This is a genomic window from Halobacillus rhizosphaerae, from assembly GCF_046719735.1.
Taxonomy (GTDB): domain Bacteria; phylum Bacillota; class Bacilli; order Bacillales; family Halobacillaceae; genus Halobacillus_B; species Halobacillus_B rhizosphaerae.
In genome coordinates this window covers 78,839-104,875 of record NZ_JAUTWQ010000002.1, presented here as the reverse complement: position 1 = coordinate 104,875, position 26,037 = coordinate 78,839, and the positions used below count along the sequence as shown (strand labels likewise).

The following is a 26,037-nucleotide window of genomic DNA, read 5'->3' as shown; positions in this document are numbered from 1 at the left end:
AAAGGATGGTAGGATGAGCTTCTTTAAAAAACTTAAGGAAAAATTTGTAAAACCAGAAGAGGACGATCTTGACTCCTCTAAGGAAACCAGTGAAGAATCAAGTGATGAAGAAACGAAAGAAAACGAGTCGGTAGAATCTGAGGAGGTCACCGAGACAGCGGAAACTGAATCCTCGCTGCAGGGAGAAACAGAAGTCCCAGACCAGGAAACAGTCGAGAATGATGTAGAGGATACTGAACTGGACGAGTCTATTGCTGAAGGTCCTGAAGACGATGCAGCGGATACCACGGAGGAAGAAGAGTCCATAGCAGCTAAGTTCAAAAAAGGTCTGGCGAAAACTAGAAATTCATTTTCCAGTAAAATTAACGATTTGGTCGCCCGCTATCGTACAGTTGATGAAGAGTTTTTTGAGGAATTGGAAGAAGTGCTGATTTCAGCTGATGTTGGGGTAAATGCTGTGATGGAAATAATTGAAGAGCTAGAAATGGAGGTCAAACGCCGAAATATTAAAGACACCCGCCAAGTGAAAGAAGTTATATCAGAAAAGCTGGTGGAAATGTATTATGGTGATGATCAGGAAAGCGAGCTAGAAGGTTTAACAGTCAACGAGGATGGATTGACCATTTACCTATTTGTAGGTGTTAATGGGGTAGGAAAAACTACAACCATTGGAAAACTGGCAGACAAGCTGAAAAAAGAAGGCAAGAAAGTTACTCTGGCAGCTGGCGATACATTCCGAGCCGGTGCCATAGAACAACTTGAAATTTGGGGAGAACGTACAGGAGTTCCTGTGATTAAACATAGTGAAGGCGGAGATCCTGCTGCCGTAATTTTCGATGGGATTAAAGCGGCCAAATCAAGAAATGCTGATGTTCTGATTTGTGATACAGCTGGCCGTCTGCAAAATAAAGTTAACTTGATGAATGAACTTTCTAAAGTGAAACGAGTAATTGAAAGAGAAGTGCCGGGTGCTCCGCATGAAGTGCTGTTAACTTTGGATGCGACAACAGGTCAAAATGCGATGAGCCAGGCAAAAACGTTTGCTGCAAGTACCGATGTAACGGGAATTGCTCTGACAAAGCTTGATGGAACAGCGAAAGGCGGTATTGTACTGGCCATTCGGAAAGAATTAGAAATTCCAGTTAAATTGGTAGGTCTGGGAGAGAAGGTTTCAGATTTGGAAACATTTAATGCTCATGCCTTTGTCTACGGTCTATTTGCTGATATGATTGAAGAGTATGAAGAAGAAAGTCAAGACTGAAACTTGACAGCTCCTGAGTACTTTCGTTATGATTTATGTATGTAAAGGTATTTCACTTAACAAGGGGTGCTTAACGCATGCTTGAAAAGACGACACGCGTCAATTTTTTGTTCGATTTCTATCAATCATTGCTGACTCCTAAACAAAGGAACTATATGGAGCTATATTTTTTAGAAGATTACTCGCTGGGTGAAATATCTGAAAACTTCGATGTCTCAAGACAAGCAGTTTATGATAATATTCGCCGGACAGAAACGATGCTTGAAGAATATGAGAAGAAGCTTAGTTTATATGAGAAATTTGATCAGCGGCAGAACTTAATTCAAGAACTATTAAAAGAAATAGAAACAGATGAACGTAATGAACATTTAAAAAGCAAACTAGAGCAATTACTAGATTTAGAATAGGGGGGTCCTTCAATGGCATTTGAAGGTTTATCCGACCGTTTGCAGGAAACAATTAAGAAAATAAAGGGCAAAGGGAAGGTAACCGAGCAAGATGTAAAAGAAATGACTCGTGAAGTTCGCCTTGCCCTCCTTGAGGCAGATGTTAACTTTAAAGTGGTCAAGGATTTCGTAAAACGCATTCGCGAGCGTGCTGTTGGCCAAGAAGTTATGGGCAGTCTGACTCCAGGACAACAGGTTATTAAAGTTGTGAAAGAAGAATTAACCGACCTAATGGGCGGTGATGAAAGCAAGATCGCCGTAGCAAAACGACCACCAACTGTAATTATGATGGTCGGTCTTCAAGGGGCGGGTAAGACAACAACTACAGGAAAGCTGGCTAATTTGCTGCGTAAAAACTATAATCGTAAGCCGTTATTGGCTGCAGCGGACGTTTACCGTCCAGCAGCTGTTCAACAGCTCCAGACGCTGGGTAAGCAGCTAAGTCTCCCGGTCTATGAACAAGGAACGGATGCTGATCCTGTAGAGATTGCCAAAAATGCAGTAGAAACCGCCAAAGAAGAACATCACGATTATGTAATTATTGATACTGCCGGCCGTTTGCATGTAGATGGCGAGCTCATGGAAGAATTGCAGCGTATTAAGGAAGCTGTTGTACCTGATGAGATCTTTCTTGTTGTTGACTCGATGACGGGTCAAGATGCTGTCAACGTAGCTGAAAGTTTCGATGAGCAGCTTGATATAAGCGGAGTCTTGCTTACCAAGCTGGATGGAGATACCCGAGGCGGTGCTGCCCTGTCGATTAAAGCAGTCACGGGCAAACCGATTAAATTTGCGGGTATGGGGGAGAAGCTCGATCAATTAGAGCCGTTCCACCCCGAACGTATGGCATCTCGAATTCTCGGCATGGGAGATATGCTTACTTTAATTGAGAAAGCTCAAACCCAAGTAGATGAAAAGCAAGCGAAGGAACTCGAATCCAAAATGCGAACGGCTTCCTTTACCTTTGAAGATTTTTTGGATCAAATGGAACAAGTGAAAAATATGGGACCTCTGGATGAACTGATTAATATGATCCCAGGGGCAGGCAAAATGAAGGGGCTGAAAAATGTTTCCTTCGATGATAAACAAATCGTCCATGTAGAAGCTATTATTCAGTCGATGACAAAGAAAGAACGCCAGGAACCATCTGTTATGAACGCCAGTCGCAAAAAAAGAATAGCTAAAGGATCAGGTACTTCAGTTTCAGAGGTTAACCGTCTGTTAAAGCAGTTTGAAGACATGAAGAAAATGATGAAACAAATGAGTAATACTAAAGGAAAAAAAGGAAAAGGTATGAAATTTCCGTTTATGTAATGGAAAAACCCTTTACACACAATTGAAGTTCTGCTAAAATCTAAAATTGTGTGAAACACTTATGAAATATATGGAGGTATTTAAACATGGCAGTAAAAATTCGCCTTAAACGTATGGGCTCTAAACGTAACCCATTTTACCGTGTAGTAGTAGCAGATTCACGTTCACCTCGTGATGGACGTTTCATTGAGCAAATCGGCACATATAATCCGGTTGCTAACCCTGTAGAGGTTAAGCTGGATGCTGACAAAGCAGTTGACTGGATGTCAAATGGTGCTCAGCCTAGTGATACGGTTCGTAACTTATTCTCAAAAGAAGGCATCATGAAGCAATTTCACGACAAGAAAAACCAAAAGTAAAGAAGTGATATCATGAAAGCCTTAATCGAAACGATCGTTACACCGCTTGTGGACCACCCTGAAGACATCAGGATCGAAACGAAAGAGGAAGATCGCAAGACGATTTACCACTTAACTGTTCATCCGGATGATGTCGGTAAGGTCATCGGTAAAAACGGGCGGATTGCCAAGGCGATCCGAACTGTCGTTTACGCGGCAGGCTCTGATTCTGAGAAAAGAATCTATCTGGATATCATGTAAAAAGGGAGAGGGAAACCTTTCCCTTTTTTACCATTCAGATTTTTTTTACGAGAGGCGGACGGTGAATGCAAATCATCAGACGTATTCCGGTGAAGCAAGTATTGACTTCTAACAGCCGTAATCTTTTAAAGGATCGGTTTGACGGCCGCATGAAACAATTAGAAAAAGAGTGTCACCATCTTACATTTGAACAAAAAAAGCTTGAGAAAAAGCCTGGCATTTCCAAACAAGAGGTAGAAAGGCGCTTTTCCAGAGAAATCAGCAGACGCAAAGATCAATTGCGTTGGATTGAGCAGCAGTTGAAGCAACTGGAGGTACTGCCGGATGGCAGTGAATTAGAGACCGAAGATGTCGAAGCGCTTCTTCCTGTTAAAGAGGGAGATGTCTGGAGTGAAGCCGTTCTTGATCAAAAAATTGTTATTAAAGATGGAATAGTTATACGAGCGAGGTAATTAGATACATGACAGATACAATGTTTAATGTAGGAAAAATCATAAATACGCATGGCATTAAAGGAGAAGTAAAAGTTCAGAGAATTACTGATTTCGAAGAACGATTTGAACCTGGTCAGCTGTTGTATTGGGCAAATAATAATCAGGATCCAAAACCGCTTGTTGTTAAAAGTCATCGCATGCACAAAGGGTTTGATTTACTCACTTTTGCAGATCATTCGACTATCAATGATGTAGAAGGTTACAAAAATGGAATGCTAATGGTTACTTCGAAAGAACAGGAAGAACTGGGTGAGCATGAATTTTATTTTCATGAAATCATCGGTTGTTCTGTTTATTTAGTATCTGGAGAGGAACTAGGTCGAGTGAAAGAAATTTTAACACCTGGGGCCAATGATGTTTGGGTGATAGAACGTCCTGCTAAAGGCGATTTACTTATACCTTATATTGAGGAAGTAGTTAAAGAAGTAAATCCAGCTGAGCAGAAAGTTATTATTGATCCAATAGAGGGGCTGCTTGATTAATGCAAATCGATATTATGACTTTGTTTCCTGAAATGTTCGACGGTGTATTGAACCATTCTATTATGAAACGAGCTCAAGATCGAGAAGCCTTTCACTATAATTATATCAACTTTCGTGAGTTTACTACCAATAAACATAATAAGGTAGATGACTATCCTTATGGAGGCGGAGCCGGTTTAGTTCTTACGCCTCAGCCGATTTTTGATGCGGTCGAAGATATCCACCGGAAATCCGTTACTAAGCCAAGAGTTATACTTATGTGTCCACAGGGGGAACCCTACACACAGAAGAAAGCAGAAGAGTTAGCTGAAGAAGAGCATCTTGTTTTTATTTGTGGTCATTATGAAGGTTATGATGAACGGATTCGCCAGGAACTTGTCACCGACGAAATTTCAATTGGAGATTACGTTTTGACCGGCGGAGAACTCGGTGCAATGGTGGTTATGGACTCTGTAATCCGTCTGCTCCCAGGGGTACTTGGAAATGAACAGTCGGCACCAGAAGATTCCTTTTCAAATGGATTGCTGGAACATCCGCATTATACTCGCCCTGCTGATTTCCGAGGTAAAGAAGTACCAGAAGTACTCCTCTCTGGAAATCACGCAAGGATCGACGAGTGGAGACATTATCAATCCTTAAAACGAACGTACGAAAGACGGCCGGATCTATTGCAGAATAGAGAACTCACGGAGCAAGAAAAAGTATGGCTGCAAGAATGGGAAAATCAATAAGAATCCTTGCAGTATATAGAGGTTTATGATATATTAAACTTTGTGCTTAAACGTTCAGTTTAAGCGATAAACGATGTTCCGCTGCCTCTTAGAAGTCAAGAGCATTAGTTAAAAGGAGTGAAATACGATGCAGCAACTTATTCATGACATTACAAAAGAACAGCTTCGTACCGACCTTCCAGACTTTCGCCCTGGTGATACTGTAAAAGTACACGTGAAAGTTGTCGAAGGCACCCGTGAGCGTATTCAGGTATTTGAAGGTGTCGTTATTAAGCGTCAGAATGGCGGAATCAGTGAAACATTTACCGTACGTAAGATTACTTACGGTGTAGGTGTGGAACGTACATTCCCTCTACATTCTCCGCGAATTGCTAAAATTGAGCGTTCCCGTCGTGGTAAAGTACGTCGTGCTAAGCTTTATTATCTGCGTAATCTGCGCGGTAAAGCAGCAAGAATTAAAGAGATTCTTTAATCGAAGTCGAAAGGAGCTTGCATTTGCCAAGCTCCTTTTTTCTAATCTTTATAGGAGAGAGGAGAGGGAGTCCTGTGAACAAACAATGGTGGGACTGGATTAAAGCATTTGTAATCGCAGCTGCTTTAGCAATCATAGTTCGTGTCTTCCTATTTGCCCCTGTAGTAGTGGAAGGTCCCTCGATGCAGAATACTTTGCATAACGGTGACCACCTTATAGTAAGCAAAATAAATTACACCCTGGGAGAACCCGATCGATTTGATGTGGTTGTGTTTCATGCGACTGAAACAAAAGATTACATAAAACGTGTGATAGGTCTGCCTGGAGATCACATTGAATATAAGAGTGATCAGCTTTATGTGAATGGGAAGAAAGTAGATGAGAAGTTCTTAAATGACAGGCTCAGTAAAATGCCAGAAGGCGATGTCTTAACGGATGATTTCTCTATTGAACAGGTTCCTGGGGGCTATGATACAGTTCCAGAAGGGGAACTCCTCGTCTTAGGAGACAATCGAAATAATTCTACAGATAGTCGGATGCTGGGGATGATCCCAGAAGATAAAATTGTCGGTCAGGCGGTTCTTCTTTATTGGCCGCTAAATCGAATTCGACTCGTGCACTAGGAGGGTCACAGTGACGATACAATGGTTTCCTGGTCATATGGCCAAGGCAAGAAGAGAAGCTTCTGAGAAATTAAAGCTTGTAGACTTTGTGATTGAATTAGTGGATGCTAGAGCCCCTCTTTCCTCACAAAACCCAATGCTTCATGATTTATTGCAGGATAAGCCAAAAATGATCGTGTTTATGAAAAAAGATTTAGCAGATCCCAACATTACAAATAAGTGGCTTGATGCATATGAAAGTAGTGGAATTCCAGCTTTAGCAATTGAGGCAAATCAAAAAAAAGATATACAAAAAGTTGTTCATATTGCTAAAGAGCTAGGAAAAGAAAAAATTGAAAAGCTACGGGCAAAAGGGGTTCGTCCTCGAGCATCCCGGGCGATGATTTTGGGAATTCCGAACGTTGGAAAGTCCACACTCATCAATCGTCTAGCCAACAAGAAAGCCGCAAAAACTGGAGATAAGCCAGGAGTCACGACGGCCCAGCAGTGGATTAAAGTCAAGAAAGAGTTTGAACTGCTCGATACACCCGGCATTTTATGGCCGAAATTCGAAGACGAGGAAGTTGGTTATCGTCTAGCTTCTATTGGAACTATTAAAGATCAAATCCTCCCAAAAGAGGATGTTGCTGCATATATTCTGGATTATTTAAAAGAGAATTATCCTGCACTTCTAGAAAAAAGATATGGATTTTCAGAATATGAGGATATTATGGAAGCATTTGAAAAAATCGGGATGAAAAGGGGCTGCCTAGAGAGCGGAGGGGTAGTCAATTTCGAGAAAACCTCAGATGTAATTCTGCAGGATTTAAGGACAGGAAAGACAGGTTTAATCAGTTTTGAACGTCCGGAATAAATGGACATGTGAAGAAACGCAAAATGGATAAATTCCAATTTGCGTTTTTTTATTACATAGTGAGTACAGGGTGCCGATATAAAGAAGAAACGGGGAGCAAAAATGAAAAAAACAGTACAAGAAATAAAGCAGTGGATTTTAGAGAACGATTTGAGTGAAGCAGACTTAGAGAATCTGAAACATGATTCTCGTAAGGGAGTGCTGGATCTTGTCCGTCAATATGAACGGAAGCTGGAAAAAAAGAAAGCAAAGGAAATCCAATATTTCGAAATGATGGAGTTTGAGCGACAAGCACGTGCTAAAGGGAAAGTGAAAATCGCGGGAGTTGATGAAGCAGGCCGCGGCCCTCTAGCCGGACCGGTCGTTGCCTCCGCTGTTATTCTTCCTGAAGGCTTTTACCTCGAAGGTCTGAACGACTCAAAGCAGTTATCCCGGATGCAAAGGGAGGAGTTTTATCAAACCATTAGGACGCAAGCTGACATCGGAGTGGGAATAGTTACGAATAAAGAAATCGATCAGATTAATATTTATCAGTCAACAAAATTAGCTATGAAAAGGGCAGTAGAATCCTTGGATCAAGAGCCTGATTACGTATTAGTCGATGCGATGGAAGTAAATCAACTGTCTTGTCCACAGGAATCGCTTATAAAAGGTGATGAAAGAAGTGTTTCTATAGCTGCCGCAAGTGTCATAGCCAAAGTTACCAGGGATAATATCATGAAAGAACTGCATGAATTTTACCCGGACTATGATTTTATTTCCAACCAAGGCTACGGAACAAAAAATCATCTTCAGGCACTTGATAAATTTGGTGCCACTCCCTATCACCGTGTCAGTTTTTCTCCTGTTAAAGAACAAATACTTTCCTAAAGAGGTGCACATACATGAACCCCATCTTGTCCAGTATATTGAAAACCGTACAAGCAAAGGCTGCGGTCACCTCTCAGCAGCCGATAGAAGGTCAGTACATAGCTGGTAAGGTCATTAAGTTATTCCCCGGGAATGGCGCCCTGGTACAGCTAGGCGCAGAACAGCTTCAAGCTCAACTAGAAACATCTTTAACTAAAGGAGAGCGATATCTGTTTCAAGTGAAATCGACTGGGGACCAACTTCATTTAGCAGTAGTATCCTCTCAAAAGACAGAACAGCAAGAGTTAGCTAATCTCTTTCAAGTTTTAGGATTAAAAAAGACTAAACATAGCTATTCCCTGGTCCGTCAACTCCTTCAGAAGGACATTTCTTTTCACAAGCAGGACCTTAATCATGCTGTGACACTGCTTAATCAAGTGGAAGAGAAGACAGCAGCAGTTACCACCCTATTAAAATTGTTTGAAAAGCAGCTACCCATTAAGCCATCTGTTTTTCAAGCGTTTTATACAAAGGAGACGAAGGATTTAACTCAGGAAATAAATAAGCTCTCCCAGTCAGTTTCTACAGAGAAAAATGCTAGTAATTCTGCTCAGAAAGTTGCAGATTTAATTAGCCGCATGAAAAATAACCAGCCGGAAATTCCATTAGAGAAGCGAATAGCTGTAAGACTGGTTTCGGAAGCTGACCTTGGAATAAATAATTCCTTTAAGGTCTTAAAAAAAGCCGGATTATATCCTGAAAATTATACGTTTACCCAATTTAATAAAGACGTACAAAGCTGGAAGACGGCACAGGAAATTCCATCAACTTTCCAGCAGGATCCCATAGGAATCCGTCCCATACCTGAATTTTTAATTCCACGGGCAAACCGGCTGGTTCCTCAATTGAAGCAGTTATTTGATCAACAACTGCCTTTAACAACTAAAGACAGGCAAATGGTTAAGCAGTGGGTTCAGCAATTAAAGCCTTTTAAACAGAATGCCCAACAGGCAGGTCAGACGCTGAGATTTTCCGAAAAAAACTTAGAGCCCTTACTGAAGAACTATCAGTCCCTTATGGAACGTAAGATCTTTGAAAAAATAGTTCCTGCTCTAGAGCCAGCGGATAAAAATGCTCTCTCTCAAGCAGTCAAAAATTTACCAAAGGTGACGAATGGGAATTTCGATCCAGTTGAATGGAATTCACTGCTTCCCAAACTTGAAAAACTGGAAGCTCAGCAGCTTTCAAAATTTCAACAGGCAGTCTTAACTGAGTGGATCAGCGGTGCGATGAATCAGCTTCCTGAAACGAACCACAAAGATTTAATATTATTAAAGATTAAGCTAATGATGCACGCTATCGGTTCAAGTGAGGAAGCAATGATTAATCACTCTTCCGACCTCCAGCAAAAGAGCCAGAATGAGCAGACGCTTCGATCGTTGATGCTTCAAATGCAGCAAGATGCAGGCCGTTCTCAGTCGGCAGAAGGTGCTAAACAACTTCAGCATCTATTAAACGGAATCCAGCTGTCATCCCATCAGGTTACCAATCAATCCATTCAGTTTTCACTCCAATTTCCAGGATTTTTGTTAGATTCTGCTAAAGATATCCATGTGAATGTTGAAGGGAGAAAGAACAGCAAGAACGAAATTGATCCGGACTTTTGCAGAGTTGTGTTTTACTTAGATTTAGAATCCATGAAGGAGACTGTCATTGATTTAAATATCAGTGAACGCCATGTAGCCGTGACAGTTTTCAATCAATTGGAGGAAAGTAAGCAAGTCCTTGAAAAACATAAAGCAGCCTTAGAACAAGGGTTAACTAAGCTAGGCTACACATTAACCTCTATCCATTACAAAACCCATGTCTTAAACTCTCAACATCCGGCTGCATCAGCAGCTTTCACTTCTCCAGAAAAGAAGGGACTAGATATTCGCATATGACTTATAAACGCAAAGAAGCGATCGCGCTCGGTTATGATGAAGCACGCGATGCAGCACCTACAGTTAAAGCTAAAGGGAAAGGAGATGTTGCTGAAAACATTCTGAGAAAAGCAGAAGAGCATAACATTCCGGTTCAAGAGGATGCCACGCTGATCGCGCTTCTATCTGAATTGAATATTAATGAGCAGATACCTGAAGAACTATACCATGTCGTGGCCGAAGTATTTGCTTTTATCTATCAATCCGACAAAGATTTAAAAGAGTAAGAAAATAATGAAAATATAGTTTACATAATAAGTATATCGTTAACTAATATGAAAATTTCGACATAAAGTTACGTTACTGTGGACAATAGCCTGCGTTTTTTTATACAATGAGAATGCAGTGAAATTTGATGGGAGGATGAAACATGAACATTCACGAGTATCAGGGGAAACAAATAATGCGCGATTTTGGCGTTTCAGTGCCAAATGGCCATGTGGCATATACTGTAGATGAAGCTGTTGAAGCAGCAAAGAAACTAGGTACAGATGTCACTGTAGTTAAAGCACAAATCCATGCCGGCGGACGAGGAAAAGCTGGTGGGGTGAAAATTGCCAAAAATCTTGACGAAGTGCGCACTTACGCAGAAGAAATTTTAGGTAAAACATTAGTAACCCATCAGACCGGACCGGAAGGAAAAGAAGTAAAGCGCTTACTAATTGAAGAAGGATGCGACATTAAAAGTGAATATTATGTCGGTCTTGTCTTAGATCGCGCTACGAGTAAAGTAACGATGATGGCTTCTGAGGAAGGCGGCACGGAGATTGAAGAAGTGGCTGCTGAAACTCCAGAAAAAATCTTTAAAGAGGTCATTGATCCTGTAACTGGTCTGACTCCTTTCCAAGCGAGAAGACTGGCATTCAACATTAACATCCCTAAAGAAGCGTTAGGAAAAGCGGTTAAATTTATGCTTGGCCTTTATGATGTCTTCGTTCAAAAGGACTGCTCTGTAGCTGAAATCAATCCGCTTGTAACGACTGGCAGTGGCGATGTAATGGCGCTTGATTCAAAACTTAACTTTGATGATAACGCTCTATTCCGTCAAAAAGACGTAGCAGACCTTCGTGATCTGGAAGAAGAAGATCCTAAAGAAGTAGAAGCATCTAAATATGATCTAAGCTATATTGCCTTAGACGGAAACATCGGCTGCATGGTTAATGGAGCTGGTCTTGCTATGGCAACTATGGACACCATTAAGCATTACAGCGGTGATCCTGCCAACTTCCTTGACGTGGGCGGCGGAGCCACTACTGAAAAAGTAACAGAAGCATTTAAAATTATTCTGTCCGATGATAATGTTAAAGGAATTTTCGTCAATATCTTCGGTGGAATTATGAAATGTGACGTCATTGCAGAAGGTGTTGTCGAAGCTACAAAGCAAATTGGATTGACTCTTCCGCTTGTTGTTCGTTTGGAAGGAACAAATGTTGAACAAGGAAAGAAAATTCTTGATGAATCAGGCTTAAACATCACTTCTGCAGATTCTATGGCTGCAGGCGCTCAAAAAATTGTAGAACTAGTCAAGTAAGAAAGGCGGGGAAATCATGAGTGTATATGTTAACAAACAGACTAAAGTAATTGTACAGGGAATTACAGGATCAACTGCTTTGTTTCATACAAAGCAAATGCTTGAATACGGTACACAAATCGTGGGTGGAGTTACACCAGGCAAAGGCGGAACAGAGGTAGAAGGAGTACCTGTATTTAATACTGTTTCAGAAGCAGTTGAAAATACTGGAGCAAATGCTTCCGTCATCTATGTTCCAGCTCCATTTGCAGCGGATGCCATTATGGAAGCTACGGATGCCGAGCTTGACCTGGCTATTTGTATTACAGAACATATTCCTGTACTGGATATGGTAAAAGTAAAACGCTATATGGAAGGGAAGAAAACACGTCTAGTAGGACCAAACTGTCCTGGTGTTATTACTCCAGATGAATGTAAAATTGGAATTATGCCTGGTTACATCCATAATAAAGGCCATGTAGGGGTAGTATCCCGTTCTGGTACTCTAACTTATGAAGCTGTACACCAGCTTTCAGAAGCAGGAATCGGTCAATCCACTGCCGTGGGTATAGGCGGAGATCCTGTAAATGGTACTGATTTTATTGATGTCCTTAAAGCCTTCAACGAGGACCCTGACACAGAAGCTGTGATTATGATTGGGGAAATTGGAGGTACGGCTGAAGAAGAAGCAGCTGAATGGGTGAAAGCTAACATGAGTAAACCTGTCGTAGGCTTCATTGGTGGACGCACAGCGCCTCCAGGAAAGCGTATGGGCCATGCTGGTGCCATTATTTCCGGAGGAAAAGGAACAGCTGATGAGAAAATTCGTGTTATGAATGAATGTGGAATTGATGTAGCCGAAACTCCTTCAGTAATGGGTGAAACCCTTATTAAAGTATTGGACAAGCAAGGTTTGCTTGATAAGTGCAAAACTCATTAATTTAATTGATAAGCCGTGCCTGGAAATAGGCACGGCTTATCTTTAATGAAAAGAGGCTGAATATGGACCTGTTTAGAAGAAAATTGATTCATCTCCACGCGTCTCCCTTCGTCACTCGTGCTTTACTGCGTAAAATCATTAAAGACGACTCCAAGCTTAACCGAATCCATCTTTATACCCCTCATCAAATGGCAGAACGATTTCAAATTAAAATGGAACACTCCCGGGCTCTTTTTGACTATTTACGTGACCCTAATATAATGAAGAAACTCGACATGATTTTCCAAAATATCACCTGTATAACGATTTTTGACGACAGTTATCCCTCCCTTCTAAAGTCGATACCTGATCCCCCCATTGTCCTGTATTTACTAGGAAATACACAACTTCTGAATGTTCCATCTTCGTTAAGTGTGGTTGGTACGAGAACCCCCTCAATATACGCTTTCCCCTCGATGAAAAAAATTCTCAATCCCTTGATAAACCAGGGTTTTATGCTGGTAAGCGGCTTTGCAAAAGGTATTGATCAATATGCTCATAATCTTGCTGTACAGCAAGCGGGCAAGACCATTGCTGTTCTTGGATCTGGTTTTCAACATATATATCCTAAGAATAATCCTGCCCTCCTTCAAGAGTTATGTTACCATCATTTACTAGTGAGCGAATATCCCCCGGATCGACAAGCGAAAAAGTATCATTTTCCGGAGAGGAATCGCATCATTTCCGGTCTATCACAAGGGACTCTGGTAGTGGAAGCAAGGATGCGAAGTGGCTCCCTTATCACCGTTGATCAGGCTCTCGAACAAGGGAGAGAGGTCTATGCGATGCCGAGCTCAATCTTGAACCCCGCGAGTGAAGGGTGTCATTATCTAATCCAGCAAGGGGCAAAGCTTGTCCAGAGCAGTCAGGACATCCTTGAAGACTGGAAATTTAAAATTTGAAAAAATTCTTACAATAGTGTTACAGTCAGGGTTGAATCGTTCCCGCTTCGAAACTTTTTTATCAGCTATGTTTGACAAACGGTTTCATTGTATTTAATAATAGGGAAGATTTATCATAACTAACAGAACAGAGAAACCACCTCTATGGGAGGAACCGATATGGCAGATTATCTAGTAATCGTTGAGTCGCCTGCAAAAGCTAAGACGATTGAACGATACCTTGGAAAGAAATACAAAGTAAAAGCTTCATTAGGTCACATCCGAGACTTACCTAAGAGTCAAATGGGTGTGGATGTTGATCATGAATTCGAACCTAAATATATTACGATCCGCGGCAAAGGCCCGGTTTTAAAAGAATTAAAAACAGCGGCGAAAAAAGCTAAGCGCGTCTATCTGGCTGCCGACCCCGATCGCGAAGGTGAAGCGATTGCCTGGCATTTAGCGCACAGTTTAGATATTGATACGACTTCTGATTGCCGCGTAGTATTTAACGAAATTACGAAAGAAGCGATTAAAGAATCGTTTAAACAGCCCAGAACCATTGACTCAGATTTAGTTGATGCTCAACAAGCAAGGAGAATTCTTGATCGTCTTGTTGGGTATAACATCAGTCCAATATTGTGGAAAAAGGTCAAAAAAGGCCTTAGTGCCGGCCGGGTACAATCCGTGGCAGTTAAAATTATTGTCGACAGAGAAAATGAGATCAATGCATTTGAACCCGAAGAATATTGGACGATCGAAGGTAACTTTTTAAAGGAGAAAGAGCCTTTTGAAGGATCTTTTTATGGAGTGGACGGGAAGAAGCAAGAATTGAAAACGCAGGAAGACGTCGAGCGGATCCAAGGGCAGATGAAAGGCAAAAACTTTTCAGTAGAAAAGGTCAACAAGAGGGAGCGACGCAGAAATCCTTCCCTGCCATTCACGACTTCTTCTTTACAGCAGGAAGCAGCTAGAAAGCTGAACTTCCGCGCTAAAAAGACGATGATGATCGCTCAGCAGCTTTACGAAGGAATAGATCTAAAAGGTAAGCTGGGGATTACAGGTTTAATTACCTACATGCGTACCGATTCCACCAGACTATCCAATTCGGCAAAAGAAGATGCCAAACAATACATTCAATCGAAGTATGGGGAAGAATATTTAGGTCAGAATAAAAAAGTGAAAAAACAAGAAGGGGCCCAGGACGCTCACGAAGCGATTCGTCCGACTGGTTCCGAACGTGACCCTAAAGCCATGAAGAGTATTCTTTCTCGTGACCAGTACCGTTTATATAAACTGATCTGGGATCGGTTTATTTCCAGTCAAATGGCGCCTGCCGTTCTGGATACCATGACCGTGCACCTTGATAATCAAGGGGTTGAGTTTAGGGCCACAGGATCAGAAGTGAAATTTAAAGGGTTTATGAAGGTGTATATTGAAGGTCGGGACGATAATAAGCAGGAAAGTGATAAATTACTGCCTCATCTTGAAGAAGGGATGACGGTGACCGCCGAAAACATTGAACCGAATCAGCACTTCACTCAGCCTCCTCCACGGTATACGGAAGCTCGTTTAGTAAAAACTCTAGAGGAATTAGGAATTGGGCGCCCTTCTACGTATGCGCCTACACTTGATACTATTCAGCGAAGAGGGTACGTTGCGCTGGACAATAAGCGCTTTATCCCTACAGAACTTGGCGAGATTGTCCTGGAGCAATTAAAGGACTACTTTCCGGAAATTATTGATGTTGATTTTACTAAGGGAATGGAAGATGACCTGGATGCGATAGAAGTTGGTAAGGAAGACTGGGTATCGATCATCGGCGACTTCTACAAGGACTTTAAGCCGAGGTTGGAAAAAGCGGAGAAGGAAATGGAAGAAATTGAGATCAAAGATGAACCAGCTGGCATTGATTGTGAGAAGTGCGGGCATGAAATGGTTTATAAGATGGGTAGATATGGGAAGTTTCTCGCCTGCTCAAACTTTCCTGAGTGCCGAAACACTAAACCTATTTTGAAAAAAATTGATGTCACGTGTCCGAAATGCCATGAAGGTGAGATTGTAGAGAGAAAAAGTAAAAAGAACCGCAAATTTTATGGATGTGAACGATATCCTGAGTGTGACTTCATCTCATGGGATAAACCGATCAGCAGACCTTGTCCGAAATGTGAATCCATCCTGGTGGAAAAAAGGTCGAAGAAAGGAACGCAGATCCAATGTACGGAATGTGACTATAAAGAAGAGGCACAATCCTGATTCTGCTTGTTAAGCCTATAGCTCATTTGCAGCTATAGGCTTTTGCTATTTGACTGTTAATTTTCTTAACATATTGACAGTTGGGAAATTGACGGATATAATTACCGTTTGGCAAGATGAAATGCTTGACACCCTGTCCAGCAAAGGTGATTCTATAATAGACGGGACGATAAAGGAATATCCTTTATTTAGGGGATTAGATAACGTTTTCATAACATTAGTTGGAAACAATTCAGAATTTTGTTACAGTTTTATTAAATCCATTGTTTACAAGGTTAAAAGTGTGATAAAATTTAAACGCTCTTGTGTGAGGTGGGCTATGAATCAATGGGAAGTTCACAAACAGTTATTTTTAGAATACTTACAAATTGAAAAAAATGCTTCACCGTTAACTGTGGAGAATTATAAAAAGGATGTAGAAGGTTTTGCCCGCTTTTTGGAAGCGGAAGCTGTTGCATTTAATGAAGTTGATTATCCAGCTATTCGCGTCTATCTTTCTCAGCTTCATCAAGCGCAGTTATCCAGGAAAACCATTTCTAGAAAGCTGTCCTGCATGAGAAGCTTCTATCGATTTTTAGAACGTGAAGGTATAATCACAAGCAACCCTTTCCTGACTGTAACTTTACCTAAAGGAGATAAACCTATCCCTGAGTTTTTTTATGAGGAAGAGCTGAAACCATTATTTTTAGCAAGTGACATAACTCATCCCTTAGGACAGAGAAACCAGGCATTGATTGAAATCTTATATGGTACTGGAATCCGGGTCAGCGAATGTACGAGTATTGAATGTGCGGACATTGATTTTTCACTGACTACCGTGCTTGTTCACGGGAAAGGACGAAAAGAACGCTACGTCCCTTTTGGCACATTTGCAGGTGAAGCTCTCCGACGCTATATGGAAGATGGACGTCAACAGTTATTGAGCAGAAGCGGAGCGGCAGCGGATCGATTGTTCCTCAACTCTAAAGGTGGGGCATTGACTGCACGTGGCGTACGTATGATCCTGGATAAACTCGTGAAAGAAGCTGCGCTTACCGTGGATATTCACCCCCACAAACTGCGGCATTCGTTTGCAACCCACTTACTGAATAATGGTGCGGATCTTCGGTCAGTACAGGAACTATTGGGCCATGAACATCTTTCGTCGACTCAAATATATACACACGTTACAAAGGATCGGCTGAGAAACGTTTATATGAACAGCCATCCCCGAGCAAATAAATGAGGTGATCAAATGGATCAACAATTTCATGCAACTACAATTTTTGCAGTCCAGCATAAGGGGCTGAGCGCGATGAGCGGTGACGGGCAAGTTACCCTCGGCAATCAGGTGGTTATGAAGCATAAAGCTAAAAAAGTACGAAGGTTATTTAATGATCAAGTACTAGCCGGGTTCGCAGGCTCAGTAGCTGATGCGTTTACACTTTTTGAAAAATTTGAAGCAAAGCTCGAAGCCTTTGATGGGAATTTAGCGAGAGCAGCAGTCGAGCTTGCTAAAGAATGGCGAAGTGATCGCGTATTAAGAAAGCTTGAAGCTATGTTAATCGTGATGGATAAAGAAAATATGTTTCTTGTTTCCGGAACTGGGGAAGTAATAGAACCGGATGATGGAATCTTAGCCATTGGGTCTGGCGGGAACTACGCTTTGAGTGCCGGCCGTGCCTTGAAGCGCTATTCTTCGGAGCAATCAGCTAAGGATATAGCCAAAGCAGCCCTGGAGATCGCGGGGGAAATTTGTGTGTTTACTAATGACCAAATAACCTTAGAGGTGCTCGAATAGGAGGGCAAAGAATGTCATTAAATTTAACTCCAAAACAAATTGTTGAAAGATTAGACCAATATATTATAGGACAGAATAGTGCCAAGAAATCTGTCGCCATCGCTCTTAGAAACCGCTATCGCAGAATGCAGTTGAATGACCAGATTCGTGATGAAATCGTCCCGAAGAATATTCTTATGATCGGACCTACCGGGGTAGGGAAGACGGAAATTGCCCGACGGCTTGCGAAATTAGTTGGCGCACCCTTTGTTAAAGTGGAAGCAACTAAATTCACCGAAGTCGGCTACGTAGGAAGAGATGTAGAATCTATGGTCAGAGATTTAGTAGAAATGGCTGTGCGCATGGTGAAAGATGAAAAAATGGAAGCAGTAAAAGACCGTGCAGAAGAACAAGCGAATAAACGCCTGGTTAAATTAATCGTCCCCTCGAAAAAGAAGCAGGGGAATAACTTCAAGAATCCTTTTGAAATGCTGTTTAACCAAGGTAATCAGCAGGAATCAGAGCCAAAAGAGGACACCGATGAAGCTGAGGTGGAAAATAACCGTAAGCGGATCCGTCATCAATTGGACATGGGCGAACTTGAGGACCAAATGGTAACTATAGAAGTGGAAGAATCCCAATCCTCTATGTTTGACATGCTGCAGGGTTCAGGAATGGAACAGATGGGTATGAATATGCAGGATGCTTTCAGTCAATTCATGCCTAAGAAAAAGAAAAAAAGACGCCTTCCTGTAGCTGAAGCTAGGAAAGTGCTCACTCAAGAAGAAGCAAGCAAGCTTGTAGATATGGATGAAGTCGGCCAGCAAGCGGTTGAAAAAGTGGAGCAATCCGGCATGATTTTCATTGATGAAATTGATAAGGTAGCTGCTAAAGGGGATAATCAGGCGAATGTATCCCGAGAAGGAGTCCAAAGAGACATTCTGCCGATCGTCGAAGGATCTACTGTAGTTACTAAATATGGTCCCGTTTCCACAGATCATGTTCTGTTTATAGCGGCAGGTGCTTTTCATATGGCAAAACCATCTGATTTAATACCAGAACTACAAGGTCGTTTTCCAATCCGCGTAGAGCTGAATAAACTCACTGTTCAGGACTTTAGAAATATATTAGTAGAGCCATCCAATGCTTTGCTTAAACAATATAAGGCTCTTTTAGAAGTTGAAGGTATAAAGGTGGAATTTTCTGACGATGCTATTACAAGACTTGCTGAAATTGCATTTGAAGTAAACCAGGAAACCGATAATATTGGAGCCAGACGTCTGCACACAATTCTAGAGAAATTACTTGAGGATCTGTCTTTTGAAGCTCCTGATGTAACATTGGAAACTATTGAAATTACTCCTCAATACGTAGACAGCAAATTATCCAGTATTGTAAAAAACAAAGATTTAAGCCGATTCATACTATAGGAAAACAAACAAGGAGGGTCACACATGGAATTATTAAATCGCGCACGCAGAATTAATGCCATGCTGCAGAAAACAACAGGAAAGTCAGTGAATTTCAACGATATGTCAGCTACCTTAAGGGACGTAATAGGAGCCAATACTTTTGTGCTAAGCAGACGTGGAAAACTTTTAGGTTTTGCTATTAAACAGGAAATTGAAAACGACCGTATGCAAGCCATGCTGTCTGATCGTCAATTCCCTCAAGAATACACTCAAAATCTCTTCAATATTCAGGAGACTACTCCTGACATCGATATTAACAGTGAGTATACGGCATTTCCGGTAGAGAATCGTGATTTGTTTGAAAAGGGATTAACTACCATTGTACCGATCATTGGCGGCGGTCAGCGTCTTGGAACACTAATACTAAGCCGCTTAACTGAAAGCTTTAATGAAGATGATTTATTGTTAGCAGAGTACGGAGCTACGGTTGTAGGAATGGAAATTCTTCATGAAAAAACGGAAGAAATTGAACAGGAAGCACGCAGCAAAGCTGTCGTTCAGATGGCCATCAGTTCCCTATCCTACAGTGAATTAGAAGCAATAGAGCATATTTTCGAAGAACTTGAAGGCAACGAAGGATTGCTTGTCGCGAGTAAAATAGCAGATCGTGTAGGAATTACCCGTTCCGTGATTGTAAATGCATTGCGTAAATTGGAGAGTGCAGGAGTAATTGAATCCCGATCTCTAGGGATGAAAGGAACGTACATTAAAGTTCTTAATAATAACTTTTTAGTAGAACTGCAAAAACTGCGGACCAGCTAATCACGACAGAGTAAAAGAATATTGTAAACTTGAAAAACCGAACCACTTAGATGGTTCGGTTTTTTGTCTGTTCAGCAATACTTTCGTTAGTGTCTCCAATAAATAATGACAAATAACTGGACAAAGGCATTCAGAAATCCTATCCTTCTTTGGAACGGTTTCCCAAACTTCGGCAAAATTATATTTAATTTCGAACAATTGTATGTAATAATGTTCATTATAATAGATATTTCGACAACTGTTTACAAAGCCCTAGTGAAATGTGACTTTATAACTGATCTAATAGTCCTGTTTTGCTAAACGGATGTAAAAGAGTATTAAATAGCATAGACAGTTGTATACGAATTTCTTACAATATTTTTTGTAGGTATGGGAAATATGTCGAATGGAGGACACCTGTGTGAAGCTTTTCGGAAGTACATTTGCCGCGCTGGAAAACTCAATGAATTATGCTACAGAAAAAAATAGAACCATTTCTAACAACATTGCCAACGTAGATACACCCGGTTACAAATCAAAAAATGTGGTTTTTAAAGACGTTATGAATAATGAACTCTCGTCTATGAAGGCAAAACGTACTAGTCCCCGGCACCTATCTTTTCAAGAAAATTCCTCTCCCTCTTACCGCACGATTACGAACAAAGATACTACATATAACCACAATGGAAATAATGTTGACATGGATAAGGAAATGAATGAGCTGGCTAAAAACCAGATTTATTATCAAGCTTTGGTTGATCGATTGAACGGTAAATTCAGAACATTAGAAAATGTTATTAAAGGAGGCAGCTGATTTGGGGATCTTTCATTCTATTAATACGAGCGCTAGTGCACTGACAGCGCAGCGTCTTCGGATGGATGCGGCTTCATCAAATATTGCAAATGCCGACTCCACTAGAGCCACTCAGAATGTGAATGGTGATTGGGAACCTTACAGGAGGAAGATGGTAGAGCTTCAGCCGAAAGAGCAGACCTTTCAATCTTTGCTGCAAACAGCTGCCAATCAATCCGAGTCACCTGGGACAGGTGTGAAAGCAACGAAGATAACTGAAGATCAAGAGCCTTTTAAAGAGGTTTATAATCCTAACCATCCCGATGCAGACCAAAATGGCTACGTTCAGCTTCCTAATGTGGATCCGCTGCAAGAGATGGTCGATATGATGAGTGCGACACGTTCCTATGAAGCCAACGTCACGTCTATTAATGCCACGAAGAGTATGCTTATGAAAGCGTTAGAAATTGGAAGATAAGCAGGAGGTTTCACATGATAAATGCCAGCCAAATGATCACAAATCCAACCTTTAAACAGCAATTTGCTGAGGGAAATACAAAGGCAGTCACTCCGAGTGAAGCTCACTCTAACTTTGCGGATAGTTTGAAAAAAGCGGTAGGCAGCTTAAACCATTCGCAGGTGGAAGCTAACAAAAAAACGGAAGCATTAGCTCGTGGAGAAGTTAATGATTTACACGATGTGATGGTTACCGCTCAAAAGGCAAGCATCACGATGCAGACAGCAGTAGAAATGCAGAGTAAAGTTATTGATGCCTATAAGGAAATGATGAGAATGCAGGTATAACAGTATTAATTGCACTATATCATTCTCTTAATTTCTGTTTTTTCTGGGGGCAAATATGAAAGAAAAAATTATTTTATACAAAGATAAACTGGTAACGTATTGGAATAAACGCACGAAATCGCAAAAGGGTGTGATGGCAGGGTCAATTATAGGGGTACTTGTCCTTATCGTACTTTTAACTATATTTGCAACTAGGACGAAAATGGTGCCTTTATACACGGATATGACTTTGCAGGAAGTCGGTCAGGTGAAAGCTGAACTTGATACTCGAGGGATCAATTACGAGCTTGGGCAACAAGGAAAGTCAATCAAAGTGCCTGAAGCTCAAGCAGAGTCGCTGCTCGTAGACTTGGCAGGGGCCGGAATTCCCAACAGCGGCAGCATTGATTACAGTTTCTTTAGTGACAATACTTCATGGGGAATGACGGATAACGAGTTTAATGTGATCAAAGTGGATGCCATGCAGTCCGAACTTGCGAACTTAATTAAAGGAATCACAGGCATTCAAGATGCGAAAGTCATGATAAACATACCGGAAGATAAAATCTTCTTATCTGACTCCACCCAGGAAGCATCTGCTTCCATTGTGTTAAATGTGGAGCCCGGGTATCAAATTGAAAATAGTCAGGTCCAAGCCTTATATAATCTGGCATCCAAATCAGTTCCAAATCTTCCTAAAGACAATATCGTCATCATGGACCAAAACTTTAAGTATTATGACATAAATAATCCAAGTTCTGGTGGAGAAGGTACCTATACATATCAGCAGAATGTCAAAAAAGATATCGAACGAGATATTCAACAGCGGGTTCAGAAGATGCTGGGGATGATGATCGGCCAACAGAAGGTAGTAGCTACAGTTACCACCGACATTGATTTCACGAAAGAAAGCAGAGAAGAAGATATCGTCGAACCAGTGGATCCCGATACTATGGATGGTCTGCCAGTGAGTGTTGAACGAATAGAAGAAACGTATACCGGTGATGGCGCCCCACAAGGAGGGGTTGCTGGAACAGGCGATGAAGATGTCCCTTCTTACCAGGCGGACGCAAACGGTTCCTCCGGTGATTATGAGATGACCAAAGAAACTATAAACAATGAATTTAATCATATTAAAAAGAATATTGAAGAAAGTCCTTATAAAGTAAGAGACCTTGGCATACAGGTAGCGATTGACAACAGAAAAGGTGTCGACTCACAAGGGAATCCGACCTTTCTCTCTCAGCAGGAACAGCAGACAGTACAAGATAGTGTCCAGTCCATTCTTGATTCCATGATCACTACTTCGGTAAATGATAGCTATGGAGATGTGAACCCGGCGGATAAAGTGTCCATCGTCTTTCAGGAATTTGACGGGAAACCAGAATTCAGCGATACCACTAAAGGGATACCTATTTGGATGTATGCTGTTGGAGGCGTTCTTCTTGTAATTATAGCGGCACTAATCTGGATGCTTTCTAGAAAGAGAAAACCAGTGGAAGAAGAGGAATACACAGATATCTTCCAGGAAAAAGTTCCAATTGAAGTACCGGAAATCGAAGAGAAAGAAACAGAATCAACCGCTCGCCGCCGTCAGCTTGAGAGGATGGCGAAAGATAAACCAGAGGATTTCGCTAAGTTATTGCGAACCTGGATTGCTGAAGATTAAGGGGGGCATCTTATGGCCTATCAGAAAACGGGGTTGTCAGGAAAGCAGAAAGCTGCTGTTCTTCTGATTTCTCTAGGACCTGATGTAGCTGCTCAAGTTTATCAGCACTTGAGCGAAGAGGAAATGGAAAGATTGACACTGGAAATTTCGTCGGTGCAGAAAGTTAACTCCAAAGAAAAGGAAGAAATACTCGAACAATTTCACCAGATTGCGGTGGCTCAGGATTACATCTCGCAGGGAGGAATTGGTTACGCTAGAACCGTCTTGGAAAAAGCGGTTGGTTCAGAGGAAGCGACCAATATTATCGGGAGGCTGACTTCTTCTCTGCAGGTGAAACCGTTTGATTTTGCCCGCAGAGCAGATCCTGGACAAATTCTTAATTTTATCCAAAATGAACATCCTCAAACTATTGCGCTTGTATTATCGTATTTAGATGCTGCTCAATCTGGACAGATATTATCAGAACTGCCCCAGGAATTGCAGGCCGATATAGCGAGAAGGATTGCCACAATGGATTCTACATCGCCAGAAATTATCAGCCAAGTTGAACAGATCTTAGAGAAGAAGCTTTCTACAACAGTGACTCAGGATTATACCGAGACAGGAGGTATCCAGGCAGTTGTTGAGGTTTTGAATGGGGTAGACAGAAGCACTGAGCGAACGATCCTTGATTCGCTTGAAATCCAGGATCCCGAACTCGCGGAAGAAATCAAGAAACGTATGTTTGTATTTGAGGATATCGTCACTCTTGATAATCGAGCGATCCAGCGAGTAATAAGAGAAGTTGAAAATGAGGATTTACGTCTTTCGCTTAAAGTTTCCAGTGACGAAGTAAAAGATCTGGTGTTCAATAACATGTCTCAGCGCATGTCTGAAACCTTCCAGGAGGAAATGGACGTTATGGGGCCGGTTAGACTGCGAGATGTAGAAGAAGCTCAGACGAGGGTTGTTACAGCAATTAGAAGATTAGAAGATGTTGGTGAAATTGTGGTGGCACGTGGTGGAGGAGATGACATTATTGTCTAATTTATCTTCGAATACTTATATTCCGTCCAAAGTGATTAAGATTAAGCCCGTCGCCCTTAAGGAAAGCAGCCACAAAAGAGACGATCACTCAGAGGAATGGCTGAGGGAGCAAGCCCAACTTACGTATCAGCAAGCAGAGGCAGAACTTGAGAAGGCAAAAAGTGAAGCGGAAAAAGTCTTAACGGAGAGCAGAAACCAGCTGCAGCAAGAAAAAAAGATGTGGCTGGAGGAGAAGGAAATCCGCTTAGCTGAAGCAAAAGAAGAAGGATACAAAGATGGGTTCGAAGCAGGTAAAACCGAGGGGTATCAGCAATACAAGGATTTGATACAGCAGGCAAATGCTCTTATTAAAAAAGCGGATGAAAACTATCATGAGGTTCTCGATTCAAGTGAAGAGGAAATTATCGAGATTGCAGTAAAAAGCTCAGAAAAAATTCTACATAAAACTATCGAATCTGACCCGCAGATTTTTGCAAATATAGTGAAAGAGGTTATCAAAGAAGTTCATGATCAGCCTGAAATCAGCGTATTTGTGAATCCAGAACAGTATCCATTTATCCAATCTTTAACAAGTGAATTAAATGCCGTGATCGATTCCAGATCAAGGTTAACCGTCTATATGAGAGAGTCGCTCTCCTTGTACGATTGTACGATCGAATCCCCATTTGGAAGAATAGAAGCGGGGATAGACAGTCAATTAAATGAAATAAGAGAGAGACTGACTGATCTAGCTCAGGAGGAACGATCGGATGAATAAGCAGCTTTACTTGGATGCAATCGACCGAGTAGATCCCTATAAAAGGTATGGAAAGATTCACAGAGTTGTAGGGTTAATGATTGAATCTAAAGGACCTGAAGCATCAATTGGGGATGTTTGTTATATCCATACCCCTTCTAATAAAGAATCAATCATTTCCGCAGAAGTAGTCGGCTTTAACCATGAAAACGTGCTGCTTATGCCTTATAAGGAAATTACTGATATTAAGCCAGGCAGCCTAGTGGAAGGGACGGGCGAACCATTACAAATTAAGGCAGGGATTGGTTTGGTAGGCAGGGTCATTGATGCCATGGGGAGTCCTATGGATGAAACCAGTTTACCAAAAGGGTTGAAACCTATTCCTACAGACAAACAGCCGCCAAGCCCGCTTTCAAGACCTACGATTAAAGAACCTATTCAAGTAGGAGTGAGGGCAATCGATAGCCTCCTGACAGTGGGGAAAGGTCAGCGGATAGGGATATTCGCAGGGAGCGGGGTTGGCAAGAGCACACTGATGGGCATGATCGCTCGAAACAGTTCAGCAGACATTAACGTCATTGCTCTCATAGGGGAGAGAGGCCGTGAAGTAAGGGAATTCATTGAAAATGATTTAGGAGAAGAAGGATTGAGAAGATCAGTAGTGGTAGTAGCAACTTCTGATCAGCCTGCTCTGATGAGAATGAAAGGTGCTTATACGGCAACAGCAGTAAGTGAATATTTCAGGGAACAGGGATATGATGTAAACCTCATGATGGATTCAGTGACCAGGATAGCTATGGCACAGCGTGAAATAGGGCTTGCTACTGGGGAACCCCCAACGACAAAAGGGTACACTCCTTCCGTATTTGCGGTTTTGCCAAAGCTATTAGAACGAACAGGTACGAGTAAGTTTGGAACGATCACCGCTTTTTATACTGTACTGGTCGACGGAGACGATTTGAATGAACCGATTTCCGATACTGTAAGAGGCATATTAGATGGACACTTTGTGCTGGATCGTAAACTTGCTGAACAAGGTCAGTTTCCGGCAATAAATATCTTAAAATCAATTAGCCGGGTAATGAAACAAATCGTAACCAAAGAACATAGCCAGTCTGCGGATCAACTTCGAGCACTGCTGGCTACTTATGAAGAGAATAATGAACTTATTCAAATAGGAGCTTACAAAAAGGGAAGCAGCAAAAAGATTGATGACGCTATCCAGTATCACCCTCCTATTATCAGCTTATTAAAGCAAGGGGTCCATGAACCTTCTAGTTTCGAACAATCTCGGACTGCTCTCTCTCAATTATTCACCTAGGAGTG

29 protein-coding genes are annotated in these 26,037 nt (G+C 41.6%); all 29 read left to right on the top strand.

All coding sequences use genetic code 11. The features are described from left to right. The first annotated feature begins 13 nt into the window (after positions 1-13). Positions 14-1,261 carry a signal recognition particle-docking protein FtsY gene (ftsY, locus tag Q7A53_RS04695; protein ID WP_411787972.1) on the top strand — a complete coding sequence of 416 codons (1,248 nt, stop codon included), beginning with the start codon at positions 14-16 and terminating at the stop codon, positions 1,259-1,261. Between the two features lie 77 nt (positions 1,262-1,338). Further along, on the top strand, positions 1,339-1,668 hold the full coding sequence (locus tag Q7A53_RS04690; RefSeq protein ID WP_411787971.1) for a putative DNA-binding protein: 330 nt from the start codon (positions 1,339-1,341) through the stop codon (positions 1,666-1,668). 12 nt (positions 1,669-1,680) lie between these two features. Continuing rightward, complete coding sequence (ffh, locus tag Q7A53_RS04685) at positions 1,681-3,021, top strand: signal recognition particle protein (protein WP_411787970.1); 1,341 nt, start codon at positions 1,681-1,683, stop codon at positions 3,019-3,021. A gap of 86 nt (positions 3,022-3,107) precedes the next feature. Beyond that, positions 3,108-3,380: a 30S ribosomal protein S16 gene (rpsP, locus tag Q7A53_RS04680; RefSeq protein ID WP_411787969.1), complete on the top strand. Its 273-nt coding sequence runs from the start codon at positions 3,108-3,110 to the stop codon at positions 3,378-3,380. Between the two features lie 12 nt (positions 3,381-3,392). Further along, a complete protein-coding gene (locus Q7A53_RS04675; protein WP_411787968.1) occupies positions 3,393-3,620 on the top strand; it encodes a KH domain-containing protein in 228 nt (75 codons plus the stop codon). A gap of 65 nt (positions 3,621-3,685) precedes the next feature. Then, positions 3,686-4,072: a YlqD family protein gene (locus Q7A53_RS04670; protein WP_411787967.1), complete on the top strand. Its 387-nt coding sequence runs from the start codon at positions 3,686-3,688 to the stop codon at positions 4,070-4,072. 8 nt (positions 4,073-4,080) lie between these two features. Beyond that, entirely contained in the window at positions 4,081-4,596 is a 516-nt protein-coding gene (rimM, locus tag Q7A53_RS04665) for a ribosome maturation factor RimM (protein WP_411787966.1), read from the top strand. After that, positions 4,596-5,327, top strand: coding sequence for a tRNA (guanosine(37)-N1)-methyltransferase TrmD (trmD, locus tag Q7A53_RS04660; RefSeq protein ID WP_411787965.1), 732 nt, complete (start codon positions 4,596-4,598; stop codon positions 5,325-5,327). Before rimM ends, trmD begins: the two co-directional genes overlap by 1 nt. A gap of 127 nt (positions 5,328-5,454) precedes the next feature. Continuing rightward, positions 5,455-5,799, top strand: coding sequence for a 50S ribosomal protein L19 (gene rplS / locus Q7A53_RS04655; RefSeq protein WP_411787964.1), 345 nt, complete (start codon positions 5,455-5,457; stop codon positions 5,797-5,799). A 74-nt stretch (positions 5,800-5,873) separates the two neighbouring features. Further along, entirely contained in the window at positions 5,874-6,422 is a 549-nt protein-coding gene (lepB, locus tag Q7A53_RS04650; RefSeq protein ID WP_411787963.1) for a signal peptidase I, read from the top strand. A 10-nt stretch (positions 6,423-6,432) separates the two neighbouring features. Continuing rightward, positions 6,433-7,275: a ribosome biogenesis GTPase YlqF gene (gene ylqF / locus Q7A53_RS04645; protein ID WP_411787962.1), complete on the top strand. Its 843-nt coding sequence runs from the start codon at positions 6,433-6,435 to the stop codon at positions 7,273-7,275. 102 nt (positions 7,276-7,377) lie between these two features. Then, positions 7,378-8,145, top strand: coding sequence for a ribonuclease HII (locus tag Q7A53_RS04640; protein WP_411787961.1), 768 nt, complete (start codon positions 7,378-7,380; stop codon positions 8,143-8,145). A 14-nt stretch (positions 8,146-8,159) separates the two neighbouring features. Then, a complete protein-coding gene (locus Q7A53_RS04635; protein WP_411787960.1) occupies positions 8,160-10,067 on the top strand; it encodes a hypothetical protein in 1,908 nt (635 codons plus the stop codon). Beyond that, entirely contained in the window at positions 10,064-10,333 is a 270-nt protein-coding gene (locus Q7A53_RS04630) for an EscU/YscU/HrcU family type III secretion system export apparatus switch protein (protein WP_411787959.1), read from the top strand. Before Q7A53_RS04635 ends, Q7A53_RS04630 begins: the two co-directional genes overlap by 4 nt. Before the next feature lie 143 nt (positions 10,334-10,476). Then, positions 10,477-11,637, top strand: a complete 1,161-nt coding sequence (gene sucC, locus Q7A53_RS04625; protein ID WP_411787958.1) for an ADP-forming succinate--CoA ligase subunit beta — start codon at positions 10,477-10,479, stop codon at positions 11,635-11,637. A 16-nt stretch (positions 11,638-11,653) separates the two neighbouring features. Beyond that, positions 11,654-12,556 carry a succinate--CoA ligase subunit alpha gene (gene sucD / locus Q7A53_RS04620; protein WP_411787957.1) on the top strand — a complete coding sequence of 301 codons (903 nt, stop codon included), beginning with the start codon at positions 11,654-11,656 and terminating at the stop codon, positions 12,554-12,556. A 62-nt stretch (positions 12,557-12,618) separates the two neighbouring features. Next, positions 12,619-13,497, top strand: a complete 879-nt coding sequence (dprA, locus tag Q7A53_RS04615) for a DNA-processing protein DprA (RefSeq protein WP_411787956.1) — start codon at positions 12,619-12,621, stop codon at positions 13,495-13,497. A gap of 159 nt (positions 13,498-13,656) precedes the next feature. After that, entirely contained in the window at positions 13,657-15,732 is a 2,076-nt protein-coding gene (gene topA / locus Q7A53_RS04610; protein WP_411787955.1) for a type I DNA topoisomerase, read from the top strand. A 319-nt stretch (positions 15,733-16,051) separates the two neighbouring features. Continuing rightward, positions 16,052-16,957: a tyrosine recombinase XerC gene (gene xerC, locus Q7A53_RS04605; protein WP_411787954.1), complete on the top strand. Its 906-nt coding sequence runs from the start codon at positions 16,052-16,054 to the stop codon at positions 16,955-16,957. A gap of 9 nt (positions 16,958-16,966) precedes the next feature. Beyond that, positions 16,967-17,512: an ATP-dependent protease subunit HslV gene (gene hslV, locus Q7A53_RS04600; protein ID WP_411787953.1), complete on the top strand. Its 546-nt coding sequence runs from the start codon at positions 16,967-16,969 to the stop codon at positions 17,510-17,512. An 11-nt stretch (positions 17,513-17,523) separates the two neighbouring features. Further along, entirely contained in the window at positions 17,524-18,921 is a 1,398-nt protein-coding gene (gene hslU, locus Q7A53_RS04595) for an HslU--HslV peptidase ATPase subunit (protein ID WP_411787952.1), read from the top strand. A 24-nt stretch (positions 18,922-18,945) separates the two neighbouring features. Continuing rightward, positions 18,946-19,725 (top strand): GTP-sensing pleiotropic transcriptional regulator CodY, encoded by a 780-nt coding sequence (gene codY, locus Q7A53_RS04590; protein WP_411787951.1) that lies wholly within the window; start codon positions 18,946-18,948, stop codon positions 19,723-19,725. A gap of 400 nt (positions 19,726-20,125) precedes the next feature. Continuing rightward, the gene (gene flgB / locus Q7A53_RS04585) at positions 20,126-20,518 is read left to right on the top strand and encodes a flagellar basal body rod protein FlgB (protein WP_411787950.1); all 393 of its coding nucleotides are present in this window, start codon (positions 20,126-20,128) and stop codon (positions 20,516-20,518) included. A 1-nt stretch (position 20,519) separates the two neighbouring features. After that, positions 20,520-20,975 (top strand): flagellar basal body rod protein FlgC, encoded by a 456-nt coding sequence (gene flgC / locus Q7A53_RS04580; RefSeq protein ID WP_411787949.1) that lies wholly within the window; start codon positions 20,520-20,522, stop codon positions 20,973-20,975. Between the two features lie 14 nt (positions 20,976-20,989). Next, complete coding sequence (fliE, locus tag Q7A53_RS04575; RefSeq protein WP_411787948.1) at positions 20,990-21,301, top strand: flagellar hook-basal body complex protein FliE; 312 nt, start codon at positions 20,990-20,992, stop codon at positions 21,299-21,301. A gap of 55 nt (positions 21,302-21,356) precedes the next feature. Further along, a complete protein-coding gene (gene fliF / locus Q7A53_RS04570) occupies positions 21,357-22,949 on the top strand; it encodes a flagellar basal-body MS-ring/collar protein FliF (protein WP_411787947.1) in 1,593 nt (530 codons plus the stop codon). 12 nt (positions 22,950-22,961) lie between these two features. Then, positions 22,962-23,975 carry a flagellar motor switch protein FliG gene (gene fliG / locus Q7A53_RS04565; protein ID WP_411787946.1) on the top strand — a complete coding sequence of 338 codons (1,014 nt, stop codon included), beginning with the start codon at positions 22,962-22,964 and terminating at the stop codon, positions 23,973-23,975. Beyond that, positions 23,968-24,732 (top strand): flagellar assembly protein FliH, encoded by a 765-nt coding sequence (gene fliH, locus Q7A53_RS04560; RefSeq protein ID WP_411787945.1) that lies wholly within the window; start codon positions 23,968-23,970, stop codon positions 24,730-24,732. Before fliG ends, fliH begins: the two co-directional genes overlap by 8 nt. Continuing rightward, entirely contained in the window at positions 24,725-26,032 is a 1,308-nt protein-coding gene (fliI, locus tag Q7A53_RS04555; RefSeq protein WP_411787944.1) for a flagellar protein export ATPase FliI, read from the top strand. The genes fliH and fliI overlap by 8 nt, the downstream gene beginning before the upstream one ends. The last annotated feature ends 5 nt before the right edge of the window (positions 26,033-26,037 follow it).

Excerpts from the sequence above, each read along its gene's own strand:
- rplS (WP_411787964.1), top strand. The coding sequence starts at position 5,455 with ATGCAGCAACTTATTCATGACATTACAAAAGAACAGCTTCGTACCGAC.
- hslU (WP_411787952.1), top strand. The coding sequence starts at position 17,524 with ATGTCATTAAATTTAACTCCAAAACAAATTGTTGAAAGATTAGACCAA.
- rpsP (WP_411787969.1), top strand. The coding sequence starts at position 3,108 with ATGGCAGTAAAAATTCGCCTTAAACGTATGGGCTCTAAACGTAACCCA.
- hslV (WP_411787953.1), top strand. The coding sequence starts at position 16,967 with ATGGATCAACAATTTCATGCAACTACAATTTTTGCAGTCCAGCATAAG.
- fliE (WP_411787948.1), top strand. The coding sequence starts at position 20,990 with ATGATAAATGCCAGCCAAATGATCACAAATCCAACCTTTAAACAGCAA.
- fliF (WP_411787947.1), top strand. The coding sequence starts at position 21,357 with ATGAAAGAAAAAATTATTTTATACAAAGATAAACTGGTAACGTATTGG.
- ftsY (WP_411787972.1), top strand. The coding sequence starts at position 14 with ATGAGCTTCTTTAAAAAACTTAAGGAAAAATTTGTAAAACCAGAAGAG.
- Q7A53_RS04630 (WP_411787959.1), top strand. The coding sequence starts at position 10,064 with ATGACTTATAAACGCAAAGAAGCGATCGCGCTCGGTTATGATGAAGCA.
- sucD (WP_411787957.1), top strand. The coding sequence starts at position 11,654 with ATGAGTGTATATGTTAACAAACAGACTAAAGTAATTGTACAGGGAATT.
- dprA (WP_411787956.1), top strand. The coding sequence starts at position 12,619 with ATGGACCTGTTTAGAAGAAAATTGATTCATCTCCACGCGTCTCCCTTC.
- Q7A53_RS04635 (WP_411787960.1), top strand. The coding sequence starts at position 8,160 with ATGAACCCCATCTTGTCCAGTATATTGAAAACCGTACAAGCAAAGGCT.
- xerC (WP_411787954.1), top strand. The coding sequence starts at position 16,052 with ATGAATCAATGGGAAGTTCACAAACAGTTATTTTTAGAATACTTACAA.
- rimM (WP_411787966.1), top strand. The coding sequence starts at position 4,081 with ATGACAGATACAATGTTTAATGTAGGAAAAATCATAAATACGCATGGC.
- sucC (WP_411787958.1), top strand. The coding sequence starts at position 10,477 with ATGAACATTCACGAGTATCAGGGGAAACAAATAATGCGCGATTTTGGC.
- codY (WP_411787951.1), top strand. The coding sequence starts at position 18,946 with ATGGAATTATTAAATCGCGCACGCAGAATTAATGCCATGCTGCAGAAA.
- topA (WP_411787955.1), top strand. The coding sequence starts at position 13,657 with ATGGCAGATTATCTAGTAATCGTTGAGTCGCCTGCAAAAGCTAAGACG.
- ffh (WP_411787970.1), top strand. The coding sequence starts at position 1,681 with ATGGCATTTGAAGGTTTATCCGACCGTTTGCAGGAAACAATTAAGAAA.
- fliI (WP_411787944.1), top strand. The coding sequence starts at position 24,725 with ATGAATAAGCAGCTTTACTTGGATGCAATCGACCGAGTAGATCCCTAT.
- fliG (WP_411787946.1), top strand. The coding sequence starts at position 22,962 with ATGGCCTATCAGAAAACGGGGTTGTCAGGAAAGCAGAAAGCTGCTGTT.
- Q7A53_RS04640 (WP_411787961.1), top strand. The coding sequence starts at position 7,378 with ATGAAAAAAACAGTACAAGAAATAAAGCAGTGGATTTTAGAGAACGAT.
- Q7A53_RS04675 (WP_411787968.1), top strand. The coding sequence starts at position 3,393 with ATGAAAGCCTTAATCGAAACGATCGTTACACCGCTTGTGGACCACCCT.
- trmD (WP_411787965.1), top strand. The coding sequence starts at position 4,596 with ATGCAAATCGATATTATGACTTTGTTTCCTGAAATGTTCGACGGTGTA.
- Q7A53_RS04690 (WP_411787971.1), top strand. The coding sequence starts at position 1,339 with ATGCTTGAAAAGACGACACGCGTCAATTTTTTGTTCGATTTCTATCAA.
- Q7A53_RS04670 (WP_411787967.1), top strand. The coding sequence starts at position 3,686 with ATGCAAATCATCAGACGTATTCCGGTGAAGCAAGTATTGACTTCTAAC.